The sequence below is a fragment of the Agrobacterium sp. DE0009 genome, assembly GCF_007680755.1.
GTDB classification, from domain to species: domain Bacteria; phylum Pseudomonadota; class Alphaproteobacteria; order Rhizobiales; family Rhizobiaceae; genus Agrobacterium; species Agrobacterium tumefaciens_B.
The window spans coordinates 1,179,105-1,200,447 of sequence record NZ_VEIU01000001.1; the positions used below are offsets into that span (position 1 = coordinate 1,179,105).

Genomic DNA, 21,343 nt, shown 5'->3' on the forward strand with positions numbered 1-21,343 from the left:
CCTTGCTTTTCGACAGGAAAACTGTACTTTCAAAGTATAGTTTTAGCAATTACTGAAAAGCATGAGAGAAAACAAGCTCGCCAGCTATCGCTTCATATGCGGCGTTGCCTTTTTTTACGTCGCACTTGCCTTTATTGCGGGTTACGCTCGCAAAGTCGGGATTTTGCTTGGTTCTCCTAGGGACTGGCGGATGATTGAGCTTGCGCTGTCGGTTACATCTGGCAACCAGCTTGCTTACCTTCATTGGCAACGCATCGTGCCGGACTCGAGCAAACATTGGTCACGGCTGACATTCCCGATGATCCTGCATCAACTAGTGGTCTGCGTTGTTGCTTTCATCGTCATTCATTTCGTTTTAAGCTGAACTGAGCTTGATGACGCTTTGGCTTGCCACCAGCGGCGCACGACCCTACATGCTTGCCAGACACTATTCAGTTTGGAGCCTCCCATGACCGACGACCTTGTAAAACTCTTCGATTGCGATGAAACGCAATTGCGCAAGCTCGTTGGAGAGGCGCTTGCGGGCGCCGACGATGGCGAGTTGTTCATCGAACATGCGCAGGCGGAGTCGCTCACCTTCGACAATGGCCGTCTCAAGGGCGGCTCCTTTAACACCGACCAGGGTTTTGGCCTTCGCGCCGTCGCTGGCGAGACGGTCGGTTATGCCCATGCCGGCGAGCTTTCGCAAAGCGCGCTGAAGCGTGCTTCCGACGCGGTGGGTGCTGTTACCAAAGGATATTCCGGCTCCTATGCCGCTGCACCGCAACGCACCAATAAAAAGCTTTATGGCGACGAAAACCCGATCGGCAGCCCCAGCTTCGAGGAGAAGGTGAAGCTCCTCACCGATATCGATGCCTATCTGCGTGATAAGGATCCGAATGTCCGGCAGGTGACGGCGACGATTTCCGCCAGCTGGCAGGTGGTGGATATTCTGCGCGCCGATGGCCATCGTGTCAGTGACGTCAGGCCGATGACCCGTATCAACATTTCCGTGGTCGCGGGCGAAGGCGACCGACAGGAAAGCGGCTCCTACGGGATCGGCGGCCGGGTTGGTTTCGGCGATTTCATTACCACGGAAAACTGGCAGCGCGGCGCGGATGAAGCGCTGCGGCAGGCGCTCGTCAACCTCACGGCCATCGATGCGCCAGCGGGCACCATGGATGTGGTGCTCGGTTCCGGCTGGCCGGGTGTGATGCTGCATGAGGCCGTGGGTCATGGTCTGGAGGGCGATTTCAACCGCAAGAAGACATCCGCATTCGCTGGTCTGATGGGCGAGATGGTCGCCGCACCCGGTGTCACTGTCGTCGACGACGGCACGATCGACAGCCGGCGTGGTTCGCTTACCATCGACGACGAAGGCACGCCTTCAGGATATAATGTCTTGATCGAGAACGGCAGGCTCGTCGGCTACATGCAGGACCGGCAGAACGCCCGGCTGATGGGTGCGAGGCCCACCGGCAACGGCCGCCGCCAGGGTTATGCCTATGTGCCGATGCCGCGCATGACCAATACCTACATGCTCTCCGGGGACAAAACGCCAGAAGAGATTATTGCATCCGTCAAAAAGGGCATCTACGCCGTCTCCTTTGGTGGCGGTCAGGTGGATATTACCTCGGGCAAATTCGTGTTCGGCTGCACCGAGGCCTATCTCATCGAGAACGGCAAGATCGGTGCGCCGGTGAAGGGCGCGATGCTGATCGGCAACGGCCCGGATGCGATGAAGCGCGTCTCGATGATCGGCAATGACTCAAAGCTCGATACCGGCATCGGCAATTGCGGCAAGGCCGGGCAATGGGTGCCGGTTGGCGTCGGCCAGCCGCATCTGCGCATGGACCAGATCACTGTGGGCGGCACGAAGGCGTAGGCCGTGGCTTTCGGGTGATTGCACTCGGTTGTCTCAATAGCGCGGACAAAACTACGTCGCATTCTACCCCGCCCGGCCCGTCATCCCGGCGTTGAGCCGGAATGACGGGAGAAAGAGTTGCAGCCACACTGAGCCTGCCGGTGCCTTGCCAGCCCATGACCCCACACATGGCAGCCATGATGCTGTTTTTTCTGGCGCGCTGGCGCGAACGCGATAATATCAAGACTTATGGCGGGCCCCTCCTCCCATCCGGGGCCTGCGTGGCGAAGGAGACAACGACCATCATACGAAATGCCCTCGTTCCTGAACTTGCCGTCAGCGACTGGCAGAAGAGCCGCGCTTTTTATTGCGACCTGATTGGCTTCCATGTGGTTTACGAGCGCCCCGAAGAGGGCTTCACCTATCTGGCGCTGGGCGACGCAGAGCTGATGATTGACCAGATCGGCGCGACCCGGACCTTTGTGGCGGGCAATGCCTCGCTCGATGCGCCGTTGGGCCGCGGCATGAACCTGCAGATCGCCGTTCCCTCCCTGCAGCCCATTCTATTCCGGCTGGAGCGGTCTGCCATCGATCTCGTCATGCCGCTTGAGGAGAAGTGGTACAGACGCGGCACGGTCGAAGTGGGTAACCGGCAATTCATCGTCGCCGATCCCGACGGGTATCTGATCCGCCCCTTCGAGAGCCTCGGCGAACGCCCCTTCCGGTTCGGTTGAGCCATGTTGCCCTTTCTGCCGCGGGCGGTGGTGTTCGACATGGACGGATTGTTGATCGAGAGCGAGAGGCTTTATCGCGATTCATTTCTGGCGGCCTCGGATGAAGGCGGCCATGGCATGAAGGTGGAGACCTATCAGAAGGTCTGCGGCAGCCCGTGGGACGTCATCACCGGCACCATCTTTGCCGATTATGGCGCGGATTTTCCCATCGACAGTTTTCGAGACGCCTGGCTCCGGCATCTTGGCGTGATGATGGCTGATGGCGTGGCGTTGAAGCCGGGCGTCGTCGAAATCCTCGATCTGCTCGACAGCCTCGACATCCGCCGCGCCATCGCCACCTCATCGCGGCACGATTCGGTGACGCGCCATCTTGGGCCCCACGATCTTCTCGGACGTTTCGACACCATTGTCGCGCGCGGCGACTATACGGAGCCGAAACCGGCGCCCATGCCCTATCTGACGGCGGCGCGACGACTGTCCCTCGATCCCGGGCGCTGTCTTGCCTTGGAGGATTCCTACTCAGGTGTACGCTCGGCGACATCGGCGGGCATGATGACCATCATGGTGCCTGACGTTGCACCGCCGACGGAGGAAATGCGGGAGAAATGCGTGGCCGTCGCCAGCGACCTTAACGCCGTGGCGGCCATGTTGGAAAAGCTGGAGCCTTCAGGGTTTTGACGGCGTAAAGCACCACTTACGCTCAATCGCTCCTTCAATATCGAGACCGTTATAATGGGCCAGTAACAGCACATGGCCGAGGAGATCGGCGGTTTCGTCGGCCAGATCCCGCTTCGTCTCCTCTTTGCTCCTACCCTTAACGCGCGCCCTTCCTGTCAGCCGGTTCCAGGCCTGTGTGACCTCGCCAACCTCTTCCTGAAGCTTCAGCATGTACCAGTCCGGATCGCGGAATATCCCGTTTTCAGCGGCATATTTTTGCGACGCCTCTTCAAACCGACGCATCATGTCAGCAAACATTTGTTCATCCTTTGTTCACTCGCTGAAACTCTAATCATGATTCTCTGACGGCGTCGACCCGTCAGGGCGTCATGCAGCCATGAACAGAAATTTCCGGGACATGCGCATGCAAGCGCGATAGAGAAAAGATATTCAAACAATCATGCCGTCACCCATGTCCCATCTCGACTTCCTGGCGTCATTCGTCGCCGCACACAGCCCGGTGCTGCTCGCCATGTTTGCCGGCGCAGCCTTTCTTGCCGGCCTTGCCCGCGGCTTTTCCGGCTTCGGTGCAGCGCTCATATTCATCCCGCTTGCGAGCGCCATCGTGGGGCCACGTGTGGCTTCGGCGGTTCTGCTGGTGGTGGACGCCGTGCTAACTGTCGGCATGATACCGCCCGCCTTCCGCATGGCGGACCGGCGGGACGTGTTCACCATGGCGACCGGCGCCCTTGTCGGCGTGCCCGTCGGCACGATGTTGCTCGCCAAGGGTGATCCCTTGACGCTGCGCTGGCTCATTTCAGGTGTCGTCGTGGTGCTGCTCGTGTTCCTGCTGTCCGGCTGGCGTTACAGCGGCCGGCCGAAGACGCCGCTCACCCTTCTCACGGGACTCGTGGCTGGCCTGTTTTCAGGCGCCGCGCAGCTGGGTGGCCCGCCCGTCGTCGCCTATTGGCTGGGCGGCGCGCTGAAGGGCGCTTTCGTGCGCGCCAATGTCATTCTTTATTTTGCGATATCGACGATATTTTCCCTGGCCAGCTATTTTTTGGGCGGCCTGTTCAGCTTCGATGTCTTTGTGTTTTTCCTGCTGGCGTTGCCCTTTTACGGTGCGGGCCTTTACGCAGGGTCGCGATTACATGGGTTTGCCGATGAGGCATCCTTCAGGCGCATCTGCTACGGGCTGATCGCCATGTCTGCCGTCATCGGCCTGCCCTTGTTCGATTCGCTGCTGAAATAGGCGGGCCACGACGACCCGCCGACTTGCCTTTACGGGTACATGCGGACTTTCGACCAGGCACCGTCAGGCGTCTCGCGGCGGAATTCGATGCGGTCATGCAGGCGGAACTTGCGATCATGCCAGAATTCGATGCTCACGGGGCGAATGCGGAAACCGGACCAGTGGGATGGGCGCGGAATATCGCCGATCGCATATTTGGCGGTATATTCGGCCACCGCCTTTTCCAGCGCGAAACGACCCTCCAGCGGCCGCGACTGCTTGGAGGCCCAGGCGCCGATGCGGCTGCCGCGCGGGCGGGAGGCATAATAGGCATCCGCCTCCGCGTCGCTCACGATCTCCACCTCGCCCCGCAGGCGCACCTGTCGCCGCAGGCTCTTCCAGTGGAAACACATGGCCGCTTTTTTCTGGCCGAGGATCTCCCGGCCCTTCTGGCTTTCGAAATTCGTGTAGAACACGAAGCCGCGGTCATCGACACCTTTCAGCAGCACCATGCGCACGTTCGGCAGGCCATTTTCGTCCACGGTGGCGAGTGCCACTGCGTTCGGATCGTTGATTTCGGAAGCCGTCGCGTCCTTCAGCCACTCGGCAAAAAGCGTGAAAGGTTCATTTTCTTCCGTGAAGTCACTGGATGTTAACCCCGTTTCCGACATATTGACTAAAATGCTCCCGAGCTGATTTGGACCCCAGAGATGATCTCTGGTGAAAGATGGTGACCGTCATAGCAAAGTCGAACAGTCGAACAAAGAGCCTCCTTTCGTCGGTAGCGGAAGTTTCCGCCGTCGTGTCGATGCTTGTGGTGCTGAGCGGATGTGTCAGCCTCGATCTGTTCGGCGGCGATAAGGTCGACCGCTCGCTTTCCACGGCCTCCGTGCCCAACCAGCAGAATGGCAGCGCCCAGACCGACGACGTAACCATTCGCAATGCGGTCACATCGGCCGATCTCGCCAAGCTTGCAGATCAGCCGCTGCCCTGGGCGAACGCCGCCACCGGCAGCGCAGGCGTCGTCACGGCCATTCGCGAAGACAAATCAAGCGGTTTCGTCTGCCGTCAATTCAAGACCACCCGTCACTCCTTCGAGGGTGTGGCAGCTTATTCCGGGCAGGCCTGCCTGTCGGAAACCGGCGAATGGTTGATGACCCGCTTCGAGCAGAAATAATCTGTTTACCCTCCCGCAGGGAATAAAGCCGGCCCGCGCGCGGCCCGCATCCTCCGTAAAGGAGTGATTAGCAACTTATTGCAACAGTCGACGTTGATTAAACCGAGGGCGCGCAGGCGAATGAACGCAGGCACCCCTTATCGGAGAGGTTCGTTTCAGGATTGCGCCATGAAGGGCGGCAGCGCCTGAGCCAACGTAGCTGGTGCTTCGCATGCGCGATCCATATTCTATCCTCGGCGTAAAACGTGACGCCCGCCACGACGAGATCAAGGCCGCCTGGCGCACGAAGGCGAAAACCGTTCACCCGGACGCCAATCGCGACGATCCCGATGCGTCGGCGCGCTTTGCCGAGATCGGTCAGGCCTACGACCTTCTGAAAGACCCGAAAAAGCGCGATCTCTACGATCAGGCCCGCAAGGCAGCGGAAAAGAAAAAGGCCGGCGAAACCATCATGCAGCAGCGGGAAGCCGCGCGCGAGGCTGCCGAACGTGCCAAGGCCGCCGAAAAGCTGATGGAGGAACTGGCCCGCGCGGACGCCCGCAACCGGGCGCAGACCGGCCACAAAGCCGATAGCAAACCGGAAAGCGCCGAAGACATCGTCGAGCGCATCTTCGGCGCAGACGCCCAGAATGATCCCAAGGTGCAGCAGGCAGCGGAAGCCGCAAAGGCGGCCGCGAGCGCTGCGAAAGGCGACATGCCCGCAGCCACAGCCACTGGCGATGACAAGACTGCGCCCGCCTCGCTCGCTGCCAATCTTTTCAGCGCGCTGGTGCGGCGATTCCGTGCGCCGCAGCCGGCTCCGGAAAAAGTGCCTGATATCACCGCAGAAGCCATCGTTACGGTCGCCGATCTGCTCGAGAAGAAGTGGATTACCGTTTCTCTTGCCGACGAGCGGGACGTCCGGTTCCAGCTCGAGCCCGGGATGACCGATGGCCATGTTGTGCGGCTGAAGGGACAGGGGCTGAAGCTCCCCAACATGGCGCGCGGCGATCTTGCAGTCACGTTGCTTGCCGCGCGCGACGATGTGTTTTCGCTGCGTGGCTTCGATATTCACACCACGCTTGCCATTTCGCTCAGCGATGCGGTTCTGGGTTGCGACGCGAAGGTCGTGACGCCGCTCGGCGAAGAAACCATCACCATTCCGGCCTGGTCAGGCTCGGACCGCGCCCTCCGGCTTGCCGGCAAGGGCCTTGCCGACGGCAAGGGTGGCTCGGGCGATCTCGTCATCGAATTGCGCATCGTCCTGCACGAGAAACCGGATGAAAAGGTGACCGACCTGATGCGCCACATGCGCGAAGGCCTTTATTTGTGAAAGTTTTGCGAATAGCCGGGACAACGCACCCTTTGTTACGCTCCCTAACAGTTGATGATCTTTGGCAATCTTGAACAGGATTGCAGCCTATGCCATAGGCAGGATCAATCGAAAGTATCAGGGAGCATAAAATGGCTCAGGCATCCGGCCTTATGGCTGGCAAACGCGGCCTCATCATGGGTGTCGCCAATAACCGCTCAATCGCTTGGGGCATTGCCAAGGCATGTGCGGACGCTGGCGCGGAACTCGCACTCACCTGGCAGGGCGATGCGCTCAAGAAGCGCGTCGAGCCGCTGGCGCAGGAACTCGGCGCCTTCATGGCCGGCCATTGCGATGTGACCGATCTCGAGACGATTGATGCCGTTTTTGCCGCGCTGGAAAAGCATTGGGGCAAGATCGACTTCGTCGTGCACGCGATTGCTTTTTCCGACAAGGACGAGCTGACCGGCCGTTACCTCGATACCAGCCGCGACAACTTCAACCGCACCATGGACATCTCCGTCTTCTCGCTGGCCGCCGTTGCCAAGCGGGCGGAGCCCGTCATGAATGACGGTGGCTCGATCGTGACGCTCACCTATTACGGTGCCGAAAAGGTCATGCCGAACTACAACGTCATGGGCGTGGCCAAGGCTGCACTCGAGGCGAGCGTGCGTTACCTCGCGGTCGACCTCGGCAATCGCGGCATTCGCGTCAACGCCGTTTCCGCCGGCCCGATCAAGACGCTTGCAGCGTCCGGCATCGGCGATTTCCGTTACATTCTGAAGTGGAACGAATATAATGCGCCGCTGAAGCGCACCGTCTCCATCGAAGAAGTCGGCAAGTCGGCGCTTTATCTGCTGTCCGACCTTTCGACCGGCGTGACCGGCGAAATCCACCATGTCGATTCGGGTTATCACACGATCGGCATGAAGGCGGTGGACGCGCCTGATATTTCCGTGGTCAAGGACTGACCATTTCGGGAACGGCTTGAAACAGGGGTATCGCCTTGCTCGTCTATGTGATCCGGCACGGACAAACGGACTGGAATGCGATACGCCGGCTTCAGGGTCAGAAAGACATTCCGCTCAATGATTTCGGCCGCCAGCAGGCGGTCGGCAACGGCCTCATCCTTTCCCGCCTTCTCGGCGAGACGGCAAAAGACTTCGACTACGTGGCAAGCCCGCTCGGGCGCACGCGCGAGACAATGGAGTTGATGCGCGGCGCGATGGGCCTCGATCCCACGGGATACCGCACCGATGATCGCCTGATCGAGGTTTCCTTTGGCGACTGGGAGGGGCAGACCCTGCCCGAGCTCAAGAAGGAATTCCCCGACCGTGTAAAGGCGCGCAAGGCCAACAAGTGGGACTTCATCCCCCCTGGCCAGGATGCCGAAAGCTACGAAATCCTCTCCTGGCGCATCGGCGCATGGCTCTCCTCCGTGGACAGGCAGACAATCTGCGTCTGCCACGGCGGCGTCATCCGCTCGATCTTCCGGCTGGTATCCGGCATGGACAAGGACGAGGCATCGAGAACGCAAATTCCGCAGGACCGGATTTTGAAGGTCGAGATCGACAGGAATAGTGCGGAGTGGATTTTGTGAGAGATCACGGGGCATAACCCTCTGCATCGTCCTACTCGAGCAGCCCGTATATTTGGCGCAAAGGCCGCCGCTTAATTCTTCTCCGCGCCGGGGAGAAGGTGGCCCGAAGGGTCGGATGAGGGGGCAACGATAGCTATAGACAGCACCCTCGCCCCCTCATGCCGCTACCGCGACCTTCTCCCCGGCGGGGAGAAGAAACAAGAGGCATCCGCTCATTTCCCAACGAAGGTTTTGGCGTGAGGGGCTGGTGCTTACTCAACAACCTGCAGATCGTCGACCACGCGCTTCCCATCCACTTCCGTGTAGAAAACCACGACCTTCACGCCCGCTTTCAGCCCTTCGAAATTGAATTCTTCCGGCACGCGGTAGGTCTTGCCGTCGCTCAGCGTAATGCTCAGGCCATTCGCATCGATCTTGCTGATCGTGCCTTCCACGTCGACGCTCTGGGCGAAACTGTTGATCGGCATCAGGAGGTTGGCGGTGGCCAGAAGGGCGGCAATCATCATACGCATCGATCTAGCTTTCGTGGATTTGCGTGAAAACTTTACATGCATGAAGAATTGCCTTTCGAATGTGGCGGAAATTGCCCGCAACCATGACATTTTCAGCCCAATTGATGAACGGATTTCAAATCCTGTTCAAGCCGTTAGTGATTTCTACACCGCATTTTCCGGCAATGCTGGAAAACCATTGATTGCGGTGGAAAACAGCCGCGACTTTACAAAATCGTCATTTCCGGAACCCGCAGACGAGCTCGAATCAAGCTGCATGTCTTCCCGTCAAGGCTGTCGCATCTCGCCTCTGGTGAAGTCGTGGCCCGCGCCGCGCCTTGTTATCCCGCGGGCTATGAAAGAAAGGCTTTTGTCTTGACCGGATTTTCCACTAAGACAAATCCGCTTGTTTCAAACGGCGCCGTCCACAGGTGCCCCGCTTTCCGGTTTGAGAATTATGTCGCATAACAGTTTCGGTCATCTTTTTCGCGTTACCACCTGGGGAGAAAGCCACGGGCCGGCGCTTGGCTGTGTGGTGGATGGATGCCCGCCCGGCATCCGCTTCACCCTTTCCGAGGTGCAGCACTGGATGGACAAGCGCAAACCGGGGCAAAGCCGTTTCGTGACCCAGCGCCGTGAGGACGACATCGTCAAGGTGCTTTCCGGCGTGATGCTGGATGAGGACCGCGAAACGATGATCACGACAGGCACGCCGATCTCGATGCTGATCGAAAATACCGACCAGCGCTCCAAGGATTATGGCGAGATCGCCAAGCGCTTCCGCCCCGGCCATGCGGATTTCACCTATGACCTGAAATACGGCATTCGCGATTATCGTGGCGGCGGCCGCTCGTCGGCGCGTGAAACGGCAGCGCGTGTCGCTGCGGGCGCAATTGCCCGCAAGGTGGTGCCCAGTCTCAATGTGCGCGGCGCGCTGGTGCAGATCGGCAAGCACAAAATCAACCGCGAAAACTGGGATTGGGATCAGGTCGACCAGAACCCGTTCTTCTGCCCGGACCCCGAAATGGTGCCGGTCTGGGAAGAATACCTCGACAGCATCCGCAAGGCCGGCTCCTCCATCGGCGCCGTGGTCGAAGTGGTTGCGGAAGGCGTTTCCGCCGGCATCGGCGCGCCAATCTATGCCAAGCTCGACCAGGATATCGCCTCCAACCTGATGTCGATTAACGCCGTCAAGGGCGTGGAGATAGGCGAAGGTTTTGCCTCGGCCGAGCTCTCAGGCGAAGAAAATGCCGACGAGATGCGCATGGGCAATGACGGCAAGCCGATCTTTCTGTCCAACCATGCGGGCGGCATTCTGGGCGGGATTGCGACCGGCGAACCTGTTATCGCCCGCTTCGCCATCAAGCCCACATCCTCTATCCTGACGGAGCGCCTGTCGATCGATACCGACGGCAATAATGTCGATGTTCGCACCAAGGGTCGCCACGACCCCTGCGTTGGCATCCGGGCCGTTCCGATCGGTGAAGCGATGATCGCCTGCACCGTTGCCGACCATTACCTGAGGGACCGCGGCCAGACCGGCCGACTGAAATAAAGGGGACCACCATGGCCTATGATCAGAAACGCGTCGTCGACGCCATCCGCGCTTTCGAAGCCGGCGAAATCGTCGTCGTGACCGATGATGACGACCGCGAGAACGAAGGCGACCTGATCATTTCAGCGCTTCACTGCACGCCCGAGAAAATGGCGCTGATCGTGCGCCACACGTCAGGCATCGTTTGCGCCCCCATGCCGCGCGAGGAGGCCAAGCGGCTGAACCTCAACGCCATGGTGGCGGAAAATGACAGCGCCCATACCACAGCCTTCACCGTCAGCGTCGATTTCAAGCATGGCACCACGACAGGCATTTCCGCCGATGACCGCACGCTGACCGTTCGCAATCTTGCAAATCCCAATGTCGGCGCATCTGATTTTACCCGGCCGGGCCATATTTTTCCGCTGATTTCCCGCGAGGGCGGCGTCCTGATGCGCTCCGGTCACACCGAAGCCGCGGTTGATCTTTGCCGGCTCGCAGGCCTGCCGCCTATCGGCGTCATCAGCGAACTGGTGAATGACGACGGTACGGTGATGCGCGGCCCCCAGGTTCTGGATTTCGCCGAAAAACACGGCATGAAACACGTGTCGGTCGCCGATCTCATCGCTTATCGCCAGCGCAAGGAAACGCTGGTGGAGATGGAATCCTCCTTCACCATCGAAACGCCCTTCGGGCCTGCCAAGGCGCAGACCTATTCCCTGCCCTGGGACCCGATGCAGCATATGGCTGTTATTTTCGGTGACATCAGGGATGGCATCGACATTCCCGTTCGCCTTCACCCGGAAAACGTCGCCGACGACGTGTTCGGCGATCGCCAGCCGGTGCGGCATTACATGCAGAAAATAGCCGAGGAAGGCCGCGGCGTCATCGTTTACCTGCGTGAAGGCTCCGTTGGCGTTGGCCAGGTCGCCGGACGGCGCAAGGCACGCGACCCCGATGAAGCGCACGCCCAGGCCCGTTCGCGCGAGAATGAGTGGCTTGAAATCGGCCTCGGCGCGCAAATCCTGAAAGATCTCGGTATCAGCTCCATCAAACTGATGACAACGCGTGAGCGCCACTATGTCGGGCTGGAAGGTTTCGGCATCCAGATTTCGGCGACGGATATAGGGTGAGCTTTGGGTTTTTGCCTAGTCCCATCGCGTAATCGTGAGGCGAGCGGGTGCGGCATTCTCCCCGCCGGGGAGAAGAAACATGCCGCAACGCCGCGACTCCTCAAGAGCGAGAGTAAGGTGTCCGGACCCGCGCCTCTCACAATATCCTGGGCGACCGACCTACTCCTCCCGCCACCCCTCCAGATAATTCACGCGCTCCACGCCAGTAAACTTTGCCAGCCGCGATAGTTCCGCGTCGAGCTTTTCCAGCCGTCCGGCGGAGGCGCGCACGCCGGGCTCGAGCCACAGGCGACGCACATCCAGCGTGCTGCCTTTTCGCTCCGCCTTCATGTCGATGCGGCCGATCAGACGGTCGCCTTCCAGAAGCGGGAAAACATAATAGCCATATTGCCGTTTCGGCTCCGGCACGAAGACTTCGATCCGGTAATAAAAGCCAAAGAGCCGTTCGGTGCGGTTGCGGTCGCGCAGCAGCGGATCGAACGGGCTCAGGACACGGACGCGGGACGACGGTTCGGGCACGTCCGTCAGGTCAGCCGTGAAATCGGCAAAAGCGTAGGACGGGCGGGCCGTTTCGCCGTCAACGGACAGAAGCGAAACCTCGCAGAGTTCGTCACGATGGCCTTTGACCCAGTCCCTCGCCTCCTGCGGCGTCACAAGATCGAAAAACGCGGCGATTTCGCCATGGGTGGCGAACCCCAGCCGTTTCAGTGCCTCGCGGCAGGCCCAGTCGATGAATTGGTCGTGCGCCACTTCGGTTTCGTGATGTTCGCCCGGAATGACACGTTCGGCCAGGTCATAGACCTTCTGGAAGTTCACACGGCCTGATATTGCGAGCTTGCCAGTGTGCCAGAGATATTCCAGTGCGGTCTTGGAGGGATGCCAGTTCCACCAGCCGCCGGACTGGTGCCCCTCCTCCTTCAGTTCACGCGCCAAAACCGGACCGGCGGCGGCGATTCGCTCCAGCGTTTCGCCGAAAGCCGCATCGAAGCCCTCGCCGTGCCATTTGCGCCAGCGCTCCTGAATGATCGGTTCGCGGCGGCGGAAGCGGTGTTTCCAATAGGGGTAAAATTCCGTCGGCACAATGGAGGCGTCATGCGTCCAGTGTTCGAAAAGCGCCCGGTCCTTTTCCAGCAGCGTCGTCAGATGACCGCGCCTGTAGGTCTGGTTACGGGAGAAGATGATCTGGTGGTGGGCGCGCTCCACCGTGCCGATGCTGTCCACCTGTACGAAACCCAGATCGGTGATGAGCTGCAGCAGCCCTTCTTTGGAAAGCGCCTTGCCGGGCGGAGAGGAAAGCCCCTGCCGCGCCAGAAAAATCCGCCTTGCCGCCTCGTTCGAAACCTTGACCATCATGCGACCGAAGGTAGAACGGCTTTTTTGCGATTGCAATGTTCTTTTTTTGTTCCTTGTTTTACTTCTGTTGATGAAGCGGTATAGAACCGGCAACGAGCGCGAGGATAGAGACTTGGAAATCCGTTTTAACGCCGCCAGTGTCGTTTTCGAAGACCGGCAGGTGCTGCAGCCGCTGTCATTGACATTGTCGGAGCGGCGAATCGGCGTGATTGGCCTTAACGGATCGGGCAAAACGACGTTCGCGCGGCTGATCAACGGGCTGAACAAGCCGGACGCGGGCAAAGTGACGGTCAACGGCCTGGACACCGTGACCGATGCCAGGGCTGTCTTGCAGATGGTCGGTTTCATCTTCCAGAACCCGCAGAACCAGATCATCCTGCCCATCGTCCGTGACGATGTCGCCTTCGGCCTGAAACGGCTCGGCCTGAGCAAGACCGAGACGGAAAGCAGAGTGAAGGCCGTTCTATCCCGGCTCGGCATTGCGCATCTGGAGGAAAGGCGCGCGCATGAGCTTTCCGGCGGCGAATTGCAGCTTTCGGCGCTCGCAGCGCTTCTCATCACCCAACCGCAAATCCTCATTCTCGACGAGCCGACCAATCAGCTCGATCTCAAGAACCGGGCCATCGTGGAGAAAACCATGGCGGCGCTGCCGCAGGCGCTTGTTGTCATCACCCACGATCTGCCGCTCCTTACCGGCTTCGATCGCGTGCTGGTGTTTCACGAGGGGGCCTTGATCGCTGACGCCCCGCCCGAAGAAGCGGTCGCGCACTATCTGGAGGTGGCATTGCAATGAAATCGCTGCATGTCGACGGAACCGGTTGGCTCTACCGCGTCTCACCGCGCCTCAAACTCCTGACGCTCATGGGCTTCAGCATCGCGCTCTTTCTCACCCGCGATCTGGCGGCGCTTGTTGCCGCGACCGTTCTGGCTGCCGGCGTTCTCAGCGCGACGCGCCTGCCCCTGCGCGACATCGCCCTGCGGCTGCGGCCGGTGATGCTGACGATCTTCCTCGTTGCCGCCTTCAGCTATCTCCTGCTTCCCGTCAATGATGCGAGTGTCAATCTTTTGCGCCTCACGGCACTCGCGCTGCTTGCGACCGCCGTCACCATCACCGTCAGCATCTCGCAGTTCATGGACGAAATCACGCTCGCTGCTGGGCCTCTGGAAAGGTTGGGGCTGCTCAAGGCCGCCGATATCGGGCTTGCCGTCGGGCTGGTGGTGCGCTTCGTGCCTGAAATCGTCAACCGTTACCACGCGGTGCGTGATGCACATCGCGCCCGTGGCCTGCCCGTGCGGATGGCGACGATCGTCGTGCCGCTCGTCATTATGACGTTGAAGGATGCCGATGCCATTGCCGACGCCATTGACGCCCGCGGTTTCAGAGGCCAAAGCTGACAGGCATATAATCTTCAGGAGTTTTTAGTGTCATGACGACCCGCGATCTTGTTTTGATTTCTCTTTTTTCCGCCATCATCATTGCGCTCGGTCTTTTGCCGCCCATCACGCTTGGCTTCATTCCCGTGCCGATCACCGCGCAGTCGCTCGGCGTGATGCTGGCCGGTGTGGTGCTGGGCGCGAAGCGCGGCACGCTTGCGGTTCTGCTGACGATCCTGATCGCTGCCATCGGCCTGCCGGTGCTCTCGGGCGGACGCGGCGGCCTTTCGATCTTTACGACACCGACAACGGGCTTCCTGATCGGCTGGATCGCAGCCGCTTTCGTCACCGGTTTCCTCTCGGAAAAATTCGTCCATCGTGGCCAGTCGGCTTTGGCACAGGGCGTCGGTTTCTTCATCGCCAGCCTGATCGGCGGCGTGGTGGTGCTTTATGCTTTCGGCATCTCCTATCTGGCTGTCGTCGTGGGACTCGGTTTTGAAAAGGCTTTCATGGGTTCGCTCGCCTTCATTCCCGGCGATGCGCTGAAAGCCGTTCTTGCCGCCCTTGCCGGCCGTGCGGTGATGGCCGGTTATCCGCTTCTGCCGCAGCGCGCCTGATTGAAGTCTCAGGGAGGAAAGAATGGCGACCCGACTTTACGAACATCCGATCTTCCTTGAGCATATCACGCCTTCCGGCCATCCCGAGCGGCCAGACCGCCTGCGGTCGCTGAACATCGCGCTTGAACATCCGAATTTCGAGCGGCTGGACCGGAAGGAAGCGCCGCAGGCGAATGAAGACGCGGTGCTGCTGGCCCATCCGGAAGAGCATCTTCTTGCCGTGATGCGGCAGGTTCCCGAAGAGGACGGTGAGATCAACCGGATCGAGTCCGACACCTATCTCTCCCCCAAAAGCCTTCAGGCTGCGCTGACCGGCATCGGCGCCGCCATGGCGGCCGTGGATGACGTGTTTACCGGTGCCGCCGACAACGTCTTCGTCGCATCCCGCCCGCCCGGCCACCATGCCGAGACCGCCAAGGCCATGGGTTTCTGTCTGTTCAACAATGTGGCGATTGCCGCCCGCCATGCGCAGAAGGCGCACGGCGCGGAGCGTATCGCCATCATCGACTGGGACGTGCATCACGGCAACGGTACGCAGGATATCTTCTGGAACGACACATCCGTGCTGTTCTGCTCCACCCACCAGATGCCGCTTTACCCGTGGAGCGGTGACAAGAACGAAACCGGCGTGAAGAACAACATCGTCAACGCGCCGCTTTCGCCCAATACCGGTAGCGAGCATTTTCGCGAGGCCTTCAAATCGCGCGTGCTGCCGGCGATTGCGGATTTTTCGCCTGATCTCATTCTCATCTCTGCCGGTTTCGACGCGCATCACCGCGATCCGCTCGCGCAGATCAATCTGGTGGGAGAGGATTTCGACTGGGCGACGGGCCGGCTTCTGGAGATGGCGGATAAATACACATCGAACCGGGTCGTCAGCCTGCTGGAAGGCGGTTATGATCTGGAAGGGCTGGCGGAATCGGCAGCCATGCATATCTTGAGAATGATGAAGGGTTGAACATGACGGAAAATGCCAACACAGCCGATGTCAGCGGTTATTCGTTCGAAAAAGCCGTCGCCGAGCTGGAAAGCATTGTCGCACGCCTGGAACGCGGAGACGTGGCGCTGGACGAATCCATCGCCATCTATGAGCGCGGCGAAGCCCTGAAGAAGCATTGCGAAACGCTGCTGAACGCTGCCGAAAAGCGCATCGAGAAGATCCGTCTCGACCGCGCAGGCAAGCCGCAGGGTGTGGAGCCGCTCGACGGGGAATAAACACGTCCTGTTGAACGGTGTGACGCTGCGTTCATCATTACAGCGCTCCCGTCCCGTTCCATTCGTGTTAAGCTTCCGCGTAACAATACGAGGAGCTGACCATGTCCTTCTTTCCCGGCAACGACCCCGTCGCGGGCGATGCCTTTGCCTGCGACGCCATCGAGAACCTCATCATTCCGCGCACCAGCGACATTGGCGGTTTTGCCGTGCGCCGGGCGCTGCCGACCCGGCAGCGGCGGCTTGTCGGCCCGTTCATCTTTTTTGACCGCATGGGGCCGGCGATCCTGAAGGCGGGTGAGGCGCTCGACGTCAAGCCGCACCCGCATATCGGGCTTTCCACGGTGACCTATCTGTTCGACGGCGAAATCAAGCATCGCGACAGTCTCGGCACCGAGCTTGTCATTCGCCCCGGCGACATCAACCTGATGACGGCCGGGCGCGGCATCGTGCATTCGGAACGCACGCCGGAAAACCTGCGCGGCCATCCGCTGTCCATGTCCGGCCTGCAGACCTGGCTTGCCCTGCCCGATCATATGGAGGAAATCGACCCGGCTTTTGCGCACACCGCGAAAGAAGAGATGCCGCTGATCGATATCAAGGGCGCATCCGGCCGGGTGGTGATCGGCGAATTCGAAGGCCTCACCTCCCCCGTTTCGGCCTTTACCGACACGCTGTATGTCGACCTGACCCTGGAGCCGGGCATAAAGTTCCCCTTCTCCGCCGATCATGAAGAGCGGGCGATCTATATTCTGTCCGGTTCGCTGGATGTGGCCGGCGATATCTTCGCCGCCGACCAGCTGCTCGTTTTCCGGCCCGGCGACGACATCACACTGCAGGCCGGCAGCAATGGCTGTCACATCATGATCTTTGGCGGGGCAGCACTGAATGAGCGCCGTTACATCTGGTGGAACTTCGTTTCGTCATCAAAAGAACGCATAGAGCAGGCCAAACAGGAGTGGAGAACAGGTCGCTTCGACATCGTTCCCGGTGACGAAGAAGAGTTTGTCCCTTTGCCGGAAGGTTGAAATTCTATAGAAGTATACGACATGCATGGCTCACCCGACGGCTTTCGCGACGAAGGACGTTCTCACGCGCCGCCCGGGGACCACCAGAAAAGGCCGAACGATTGACCGGAATGCCACAGACACCATTGCTTGACCGGGTGAATTTTCCCTCCGATCTCAAGGAGATCGACGATCGCGACCTGCCGGAATTGGCCAGGGAACTGCGCGACGAGATGATTGACGCCGTGTCGAAGACCGGCGGCCATCTGGGTGCCGGCCTTGGCGTCGTGGAACTGACGATTGCCATCCACAAAGTATTCAATACGCCGGAAGACCGGCTGATCTTCGATGTTGGCCATCAATGTTATCCGCACAAGATCCTGACCGGCCGGCGTGATCGCATCCGCACGCTGCGCCAGGAAAACGGGCTTTCCGGTTTCACCCGGCGGGCCGAAAGCGAATATGATGATTTCGGCGCCGGTCACTCTTCCACCTCCATTTCCGCCGGTCTCGGCATGGCGGTGGCGGCGGGTCTCGATGGCAGCGACCGCAAGGTGATCGCTGTCATCGGTGACGGTTCCATGTCTGCCGGCATGGCGTTTGAGGCGCTCAACAATGCCGGCGCGCTCGATGCGCGGCTGATCGTCATCTTGAACGACAACGACATGTCGATTGCACCGCCGACCGGCGCTATGAGTGCCTATCTGGCACGTCTTGCCTCCGGCCGCACCTATATGGGCTTCCGTGATTTCGGCAAGAAACTGACGGCCTATCTCGGCAAGACCATCGACCGCGCCATTACCCGCGCCGTAACCCATGCGCGCGGTTATGTGACCGGCGGCACCCTGTTCGAGGAGCTCGGCTTTTATCACATCGGGCCTATCGACGGTCATTCCTTCGATCACCTGCTGCCGGTGCTGCGCAATGTGCGCGACAACCAGAAAGGCCCCGTCCTCATCCATGTGGTGACGCAGAAGGGCAAGGGTTACGCCCCGGCGGAAGCGGCAGCGGACAAATATCACGGCGTCAACAAGTTCGACGTCATCACCGGCGCGCAGGCGAAAGCCAAGCCGAATGCGCCGAGCTACACCAGCGTCTTTGCCGAGGCCCTGATCCAGGAAGCGACCCTCGACGACAAGATCATCGGTGTAACGGCGGCCATGCCCAACGGCACCGGCCTCGACAAGATGGCCGAGCTTTTCCCGGCCCGCACCTTCGATGTCGGCATTGCCGAACAGCACGCCGTCACCTTTGCGGCCGGACTTGCGGCTGACGGGTACAAGCCGTTCTGCGCGCTTTATTCCACTTTCCTGCAACGCGGTTACGACCAGTTGGTGCATGACGTGGCGATCCAGAGCCTGCCCGTGCGTTTCCCCATCGACCGCGCCGGGTTCGTCGGTGCCGATGGCCCGACCCATGCCGGCTCCTTCGACACCACTTTCCTTGCCACCCTGCCCGGCATGGTGGTGATGGCGGCGTCTGACGAGGCCGAACTGAAACATATGGTCCGCACGGCAGCGGCCTATGACGAAGGCCCGATTTCCTTCCGTTATCCGCGCGGAGAAGGTGTTGGCGTCGAGATGCCCGCGCGCGGCGAGATTCTCCAGATCGGCAAGGGCCGCATCATCAAGGAAGGCACCAAGGTTGCGCTGCTCTCCTTCGGCACCCGGTTGGCGGAATGCCTCGCGGCCGCCGAAGACCTCGATGCCGCCGGACTTTCGACCACGGTTGCCGATGCGCGCTTTGCCAAGCCGCTCGATCTCGACCTCATCCGCCAGCTTGCCGCCCATCACGAGGTTCTTGTCACCATCGAGGAAGGTTCCGTTGGCGGCTTTGGAGCACATGTGCTGCATTTCATGGCGAGCGCGGGCCTGCTCGACCATGGCCCGAAGGTCCGCACCCTAACCCTGCCCGATCAATGGGTGGAACAGGCCAAGCCCGAGACCATGTATGCCAATGCCGGCCTCGACCGCGCCGGCATCGTTTCCACCGTGTTCAATGCACTCGGCCAGCGTCAGGCCGGTGTAGGATTTGCAGGCTGAAGCACGCTGTCCGAGGAGAAGGAGGCGGGCATTTGGTCCCGCCCCTCGTCACTGGTTTTATGCTGCCGTGGCATCAAGAAAACCGACGACACTGTTTATCTGGCCGTCGGCATCGCGGCTGACGATATCGGTACCGCCAGCGACGTCGTCGCCGTCAGGCGAAATCAGGCGCCATGAGAAACGGGTGAAATCGCCGTGTCCGTCAGGGGTGCCGGTCAGCACGAAGCGATATCCGGGAAATTTCTGCCGCGCCGCCTCGATCATTGCGGCTATCCCCTTCTGGCCCTCGCCCTGCATCAGGGGGTCGATATAACGGGCTGTTTCGGCCCATGCTTTGTTTACCATCTGCTTGCGGCGTTCGCCGTCTTCCTCATTCCAGACCGCGAGATAGGTTTCGGCGATTGCGAGATGCTGTGTCATGAGTGTGCTCCTCTGGGTTGACGGCCTTGAGCATGCCGGGGTCCGGGAAGCGGAACAATTACCTGCGAGGTAATCGCATTGGCGATATCTTCTGCTAGGCTGCGGGGCATGACACATCATCGAGAACATGTCGGCCAGGTGCTGAAGGAATGGCGAGCCCGCCGCAGATTGAGCCAGCTCGATCTGGCCGTGAAGGCTGAAATATCCACGCGTCACCTGAGTTTTGTGGAAAGCGGGCGCTCCTCCCCCAGTCGCGAGATGCTCGTGAAACTGGCGGAGCAGCTTTCCATGCCCGCCCGCGCCGCCAACCGGCTGATGCTGGCGGCGGGTTACGCACCCGTTCATTCCGAACGGCCGATGGATGCACCTGACATGGCGGCAGCCCGGCAAGCTGTCGAAACCGTGGTACATGGGCACATGCCCTTCCCCGCCCTTGCCGTTGATCGGCACTGGAACGTCGTTCTCGCCAATGGCGCGATCACGTCGCTTCTGGCCGGCGTTTCAGAAGAGCTGCTTCGCCCGCCGCTCAACGCCTTGAGGGTGAGCCTGCATCCGCAGGGCCTGGGTTCGCGCATCGTCAATCTTGCCGAATGGCGTCATCATCTGCTGGAACGCCTGCGCCGTCAGGTCGAAGAGACGGGGGACGAGGTGCTTTCCCGGCTACATGCGGAGCTTGCGGCCTATCCCGCGCCAAAGGCCTCGCCCCATGCGACCGGGGCCGACCCTCTGGCCATACCGCTCCAGCTTCGTGATCCGTCTTCGGGCGCTATCCTGAGCTTCATTTCCACCACCACGGTATTCGGAACGGCGACGGACGTCACGCTGTCCGAACTCGTGCTGGAGTGTTTCTACCCTGCCGACGCGGCGACCCGCGCGGCACTGCTGCAAAGTCCCGGGGAGTAAGAACCGTGCACACCACCTATCTCATCGGCTTTCAGGTGCGCCCCAGCCAGCGCGAGCGTTTTCTCGAATTGCTGAACGCGCTGCTCGACGCCATGAGGCACGAAAAGACCTTTGTGAACGCAACCCTGCACCGGGATGGCACAAACCAGAACCGGTTCCTGCTGCATGAGACCTGGGGTGACCATCAGGACGTCATCGACGTTCAGATCCACCGGCCCTATCGGCAGGTATGGCACGATGCCCTGCCCGCTCTGTTGGAAGCGCCGCGCGATATTTCCGTCTGGCACCCAATGCGGTCGGATCATCAAACGATCGAATGACCTGCATTCGCCAGCAGTTCAAACGTCTTCTCCAGATCTTTCGATTTCACCAGCAGGTGATCGCCGTCGAAAGTCGAAACAACGAATATCCCGATGTCATTGGTCGATAGCGGTTCGATCACCGAAAGCACGATGCCGGTCTCATCAAAGGCGAACGGGCCCTGAAGTTTGAGGCAATTCCAGCCGGTGTCGGCCTTGACATCCTGAGGGATACGCTCCTGGCAGCAGACGACGGAAAGCTCATCATCAGTCCGGCTGATACTGAGAAAACCTGTACCATCGGCCCAGGCTGGAATGGATGCATCGGCAGGAAGCCGGGCCACCCCGTAGGCGCCCTCCAAGAGCCTTAACTTAACGCGAGCCGCCATCTCATATCCCTTCGGTTCCTTGAAATTAAAAGACAT

The 21,343-nt window shown here is 60.2% G+C and carries 27 protein-coding genes; 21 read left to right on the forward strand and 6 right to left on the reverse strand.

Going from position 1 to position 21,343, the window contains the following annotated elements; all coding sequences use genetic code 11:
- The first annotated feature begins 61 nt into the window (after positions 1-61).
- From FS804_RS06040 to FS804_RS06055, 4 genes are all read left to right on the forward strand, one after another.
- Positions 62-364 carry a hypothetical protein gene (locus tag FS804_RS06040; RefSeq protein WP_144575590.1) on the forward strand — a complete coding sequence of 101 codons (303 nt, stop codon included), beginning with the start codon at positions 62-64 and terminating at the stop codon, positions 362-364.
- Positions 365-448: 84 nt separating this feature from the next.
- Complete coding sequence (gene tldD / locus FS804_RS06045; RefSeq protein ID WP_144575592.1) at positions 449-1,864, forward strand: metalloprotease TldD; 1,416 nt, start codon at positions 449-451, stop codon at positions 1,862-1,864.
- A 284-nt stretch (positions 1,865-2,148) separates the two neighbouring features.
- Complete coding sequence (locus FS804_RS06050) at positions 2,149-2,577, forward strand: VOC family protein (RefSeq protein ID WP_063947822.1); 429 nt, start codon at positions 2,149-2,151, stop codon at positions 2,575-2,577.
- A 3-nt stretch (positions 2,578-2,580) separates the two neighbouring features.
- Positions 2,581-3,255 carry an HAD family phosphatase gene (locus FS804_RS06055; RefSeq protein WP_144575594.1) on the forward strand — a complete coding sequence of 225 codons (675 nt, stop codon included), beginning with the start codon at positions 2,581-2,583 and terminating at the stop codon, positions 3,253-3,255.
- Here FS804_RS06055 and FS804_RS06060 read toward each other — a convergent pair.
- Positions 3,244-3,552: a MazG nucleotide pyrophosphohydrolase domain-containing protein gene (locus FS804_RS06060; RefSeq protein WP_144575596.1), complete on the reverse strand. Its 309-nt coding sequence runs from the start codon at positions 3,550-3,552 to the stop codon at positions 3,244-3,246. The two genes, FS804_RS06055 and FS804_RS06060, sit on opposite strands and share 12 nt — an antisense overlap.
- A 154-nt stretch (positions 3,553-3,706) precedes the next feature.
- Here FS804_RS06060 and FS804_RS06065 point away from each other — a divergent pair, with 154 nt between their 5' ends.
- Complete coding sequence (locus FS804_RS06065) at positions 3,707-4,486, forward strand: sulfite exporter TauE/SafE family protein (protein WP_186376735.1); 780 nt, start codon at positions 3,707-3,709, stop codon at positions 4,484-4,486.
- Positions 4,487-4,515: 29 nt separating this feature from the next.
- Here FS804_RS06065 and pdxH read toward each other — a convergent pair whose 3' ends face one another.
- Positions 4,516-5,136: a pyridoxamine 5'-phosphate oxidase gene (gene pdxH, locus FS804_RS06070; protein WP_063947767.1), complete on the reverse strand. Its 621-nt coding sequence runs from the start codon at positions 5,134-5,136 to the stop codon at positions 4,516-4,518.
- Between the two features lie 56 nt (positions 5,137-5,192).
- Here pdxH and FS804_RS06075 point away from each other — a divergent pair, with 56 nt between their 5' ends.
- The 4 genes from FS804_RS06075 to FS804_RS06090 all read left to right on the forward strand — a co-directional run bounded on the left by FS804_RS06075 (position 5,193) and on the right by FS804_RS06090 (position 8,533).
- On the forward strand, positions 5,193-5,642 hold the full coding sequence (locus tag FS804_RS06075; RefSeq protein WP_144575598.1) for an RT0821/Lpp0805 family surface protein: 450 nt from the start codon (positions 5,193-5,195) through the stop codon (positions 5,640-5,642).
- Positions 5,643-5,853: 211 nt separating this feature from the next.
- A complete protein-coding gene (locus FS804_RS06080; protein ID WP_063947765.1) occupies positions 5,854-6,954 on the forward strand; it encodes a DnaJ C-terminal domain-containing protein in 1,101 nt (366 codons plus the stop codon).
- A 131-nt stretch (positions 6,955-7,085) separates the two neighbouring features.
- On the forward strand, positions 7,086-7,904 hold the full coding sequence (gene fabI / locus FS804_RS06085; protein ID WP_063947764.1) for an enoyl-ACP reductase FabI: 819 nt from the start codon (positions 7,086-7,088) through the stop codon (positions 7,902-7,904).
- Between the two features lie 35 nt (positions 7,905-7,939).
- Positions 7,940-8,533 (forward strand): histidine phosphatase family protein, encoded by a 594-nt coding sequence (locus FS804_RS06090; protein WP_063947763.1) that lies wholly within the window; start codon positions 7,940-7,942, stop codon positions 8,531-8,533.
- A gap of 251 nt (positions 8,534-8,784) precedes the next feature.
- On the opposite strand, the gene FS804_RS06095 is transcribed toward FS804_RS06090, so the two are convergent.
- A complete protein-coding gene (locus FS804_RS06095) occupies positions 8,785-9,045 on the reverse strand; it encodes a DUF1344 domain-containing protein (RefSeq protein WP_063947821.1) in 261 nt (86 codons plus the stop codon).
- Between the two features lie 13 nt (positions 9,046-9,058).
- On the opposite strand from FS804_RS06095, the gene FS804_RS24905 reads away from it, so the two are divergent.
- The 3 genes from FS804_RS24905 to ribB all read left to right on the forward strand — a co-directional run bounded on the left by FS804_RS24905 (position 9,059) and on the right by ribB (position 11,691).
- A complete protein-coding gene (locus tag FS804_RS24905; protein WP_186376674.1) occupies positions 9,059-9,403 on the forward strand; it encodes a hypothetical protein in 345 nt (114 codons plus the stop codon).
- Between the two features lie 78 nt (positions 9,404-9,481).
- Entirely contained in the window at positions 9,482-10,579 is a 1,098-nt protein-coding gene (gene aroC, locus FS804_RS06100) for a chorismate synthase (RefSeq protein WP_144575600.1), read from the forward strand.
- A gap of 11 nt (positions 10,580-10,590) precedes the next feature.
- Complete coding sequence (gene ribB, locus FS804_RS06105) at positions 10,591-11,691, forward strand: 3,4-dihydroxy-2-butanone-4-phosphate synthase (RefSeq protein WP_144575603.1); 1,101 nt, start codon at positions 10,591-10,593, stop codon at positions 11,689-11,691.
- Between the two features lie 159 nt (positions 11,692-11,850).
- Here ribB and FS804_RS06110 read toward each other — a convergent pair whose 3' ends face one another.
- Positions 11,851-13,044 carry a winged helix-turn-helix domain-containing protein gene (locus tag FS804_RS06110; protein WP_144576346.1) on the reverse strand — a complete coding sequence of 398 codons (1,194 nt, stop codon included), beginning with the start codon at positions 13,042-13,044 and terminating at the stop codon, positions 11,851-11,853.
- Positions 13,045-13,156: 112 nt separating this feature from the next.
- Here FS804_RS06110 and FS804_RS06115 point away from each other — a divergent pair, with 112 nt between their 5' ends.
- The 7 genes from FS804_RS06115 (at position 13,157) to dxs (ending at position 19,296) form a co-directional block, all read left to right on the forward strand.
- Positions 13,157-13,837 (forward strand): energy-coupling factor ABC transporter ATP-binding protein, encoded by a 681-nt coding sequence (locus FS804_RS06115; RefSeq protein ID WP_144575605.1) that lies wholly within the window; start codon positions 13,157-13,159, stop codon positions 13,835-13,837.
- Positions 13,834-14,439, forward strand: coding sequence for an energy-coupling factor transporter transmembrane protein EcfT (locus FS804_RS06120; protein ID WP_144575607.1), 606 nt, complete (start codon positions 13,834-13,836; stop codon positions 14,437-14,439). The genes FS804_RS06115 and FS804_RS06120 overlap by 4 nt, the downstream gene beginning before the upstream one ends.
- A 32-nt stretch (positions 14,440-14,471) precedes the next feature.
- Positions 14,472-15,035 carry a biotin transporter BioY gene (locus FS804_RS06125; RefSeq protein WP_063947758.1) on the forward strand — a complete coding sequence of 188 codons (564 nt, stop codon included), beginning with the start codon at positions 14,472-14,474 and terminating at the stop codon, positions 15,033-15,035.
- A 22-nt stretch (positions 15,036-15,057) separates the two neighbouring features.
- Complete coding sequence (locus FS804_RS06130; protein ID WP_144575609.1) at positions 15,058-15,993, forward strand: histone deacetylase family protein; 936 nt, start codon at positions 15,058-15,060, stop codon at positions 15,991-15,993.
- 2 nt (positions 15,994-15,995) lie between these two features.
- Complete coding sequence (locus FS804_RS06135) at positions 15,996-16,250, forward strand: exodeoxyribonuclease VII small subunit (RefSeq protein ID WP_003503059.1); 255 nt, start codon at positions 15,996-15,998, stop codon at positions 16,248-16,250.
- A gap of 101 nt (positions 16,251-16,351) precedes the next feature.
- Positions 16,352-17,275 (forward strand): pirin family protein, encoded by a 924-nt coding sequence (locus FS804_RS06140; RefSeq protein ID WP_144575611.1) that lies wholly within the window; start codon positions 16,352-16,354, stop codon positions 17,273-17,275.
- A 101-nt stretch (positions 17,276-17,376) separates the two neighbouring features.
- Entirely contained in the window at positions 17,377-19,296 is a 1,920-nt protein-coding gene (gene dxs / locus FS804_RS06145) for a 1-deoxy-D-xylulose-5-phosphate synthase (protein ID WP_063947819.1), read from the forward strand.
- Between the two features lie 57 nt (positions 19,297-19,353).
- Here the strand turns inward: dxs and FS804_RS06150 are convergent, their stop codons facing one another.
- A complete protein-coding gene (locus FS804_RS06150; protein WP_144575613.1) occupies positions 19,354-19,716 on the reverse strand; it encodes a nuclear transport factor 2 family protein in 363 nt (120 codons plus the stop codon).
- 108 nt (positions 19,717-19,824) lie between these two features.
- Between FS804_RS06150 and FS804_RS06155 the strand changes: the two genes are divergently transcribed.
- Together FS804_RS06155 and FS804_RS06160 are read left to right on the forward strand one after the other, a co-directional pair.
- A complete protein-coding gene (locus tag FS804_RS06155; protein WP_144575615.1) occupies positions 19,825-20,619 on the forward strand; it encodes a helix-turn-helix domain-containing protein in 795 nt (264 codons plus the stop codon).
- Between the two features lie 5 nt (positions 20,620-20,624).
- A complete protein-coding gene (locus tag FS804_RS06160) occupies positions 20,625-20,939 on the forward strand; it encodes a putative quinol monooxygenase (protein ID WP_144575617.1) in 315 nt (104 codons plus the stop codon).
- Here FS804_RS06160 and FS804_RS06165 read toward each other — a convergent pair.
- Positions 20,924-21,307: an ACT domain-containing protein gene (locus FS804_RS06165; RefSeq protein WP_144576347.1), complete on the reverse strand. Its 384-nt coding sequence runs from the start codon at positions 21,305-21,307 to the stop codon at positions 20,924-20,926. The two genes, FS804_RS06160 and FS804_RS06165, sit on opposite strands and share 16 nt — an antisense overlap.
- Positions 21,308-21,343 lie beyond the last annotated feature (36 nt).

What these genes read in the sequence shown, in the direction of transcription:
- ribB (WP_144575603.1), top strand. Translation starts at nt 10,591, where the DNA reads ATGGCCTATGATCAGAAACGCGTCGTCGACGCCATCCGCGCTTTCGAA.
- FS804_RS06155 (WP_144575615.1), top strand. Translation starts at nt 19,825, where the DNA reads ATGACACATCATCGAGAACATGTCGGCCAGGTGCTGAAGGAATGGCGA.
- FS804_RS06065 (WP_186376735.1), top strand. Translation starts at nt 3,707, where the DNA reads ATGTCCCATCTCGACTTCCTGGCGTCATTCGTCGCCGCACACAGCCCG.
- FS804_RS06165 (WP_144576347.1), bottom strand. Translation starts at nt 21,307, where the DNA reads ATGGCGGCTCGCGTTAAGTTAAGGCTCTTGGAGGGCGCCTACGGGGTG.
- FS804_RS06130 (WP_144575609.1), top strand. Translation starts at nt 15,058, where the DNA reads ATGGCGACCCGACTTTACGAACATCCGATCTTCCTTGAGCATATCACG.
- FS804_RS06055 (WP_144575594.1), top strand. Translation starts at nt 2,581, where the DNA reads ATGTTGCCCTTTCTGCCGCGGGCGGTGGTGTTCGACATGGACGGATTG.
- aroC (WP_144575600.1), top strand. Translation starts at nt 9,482, where the DNA reads ATGTCGCATAACAGTTTCGGTCATCTTTTTCGCGTTACCACCTGGGGA.
- FS804_RS06110 (WP_144576346.1), bottom strand. Translation starts at nt 13,044, where the DNA reads ATGATGGTCAAGGTTTCGAACGAGGCGGCAAGGCGGATTTTTCTGGCG.
- FS804_RS06040 (WP_144575590.1), top strand. Translation starts at nt 62, where the DNA reads ATGAGAGAAAACAAGCTCGCCAGCTATCGCTTCATATGCGGCGTTGCC.
- FS804_RS06140 (WP_144575611.1), top strand. Translation starts at nt 16,352, where the DNA reads ATGTCCTTCTTTCCCGGCAACGACCCCGTCGCGGGCGATGCCTTTGCC.
- FS804_RS06150 (WP_144575613.1), bottom strand. Translation starts at nt 19,716, where the DNA reads ATGACACAGCATCTCGCAATCGCCGAAACCTATCTCGCGGTCTGGAAT.
- FS804_RS06120 (WP_144575607.1), top strand. Translation starts at nt 13,834, where the DNA reads ATGAAATCGCTGCATGTCGACGGAACCGGTTGGCTCTACCGCGTCTCA.
- FS804_RS06060 (WP_144575596.1), bottom strand. Translation starts at nt 3,552, where the DNA reads ATGTTTGCTGACATGATGCGTCGGTTTGAAGAGGCGTCGCAAAAATAT.
- FS804_RS06125 (WP_063947758.1), top strand. Translation starts at nt 14,472, where the DNA reads ATGACGACCCGCGATCTTGTTTTGATTTCTCTTTTTTCCGCCATCATC.
- fabI (WP_063947764.1), top strand. Translation starts at nt 7,086, where the DNA reads ATGGCTCAGGCATCCGGCCTTATGGCTGGCAAACGCGGCCTCATCATG.
- FS804_RS06080 (WP_063947765.1), top strand. Translation starts at nt 5,854, where the DNA reads ATGCGCGATCCATATTCTATCCTCGGCGTAAAACGTGACGCCCGCCAC.
- pdxH (WP_063947767.1), bottom strand. Translation starts at nt 5,136, where the DNA reads ATGTCGGAAACGGGGTTAACATCCAGTGACTTCACGGAAGAAAATGAA.
- FS804_RS06095 (WP_063947821.1), bottom strand. Translation starts at nt 9,045, where the DNA reads ATGCGTATGATGATTGCCGCCCTTCTGGCCACCGCCAACCTCCTGATG.
- FS804_RS06135 (WP_003503059.1), top strand. Translation starts at nt 15,996, where the DNA reads ATGACGGAAAATGCCAACACAGCCGATGTCAGCGGTTATTCGTTCGAA.
- tldD (WP_144575592.1), top strand. Translation starts at nt 449, where the DNA reads ATGACCGACGACCTTGTAAAACTCTTCGATTGCGATGAAACGCAATTG.
- FS804_RS06075 (WP_144575598.1), top strand. Translation starts at nt 5,193, where the DNA reads ATGGTGACCGTCATAGCAAAGTCGAACAGTCGAACAAAGAGCCTCCTT.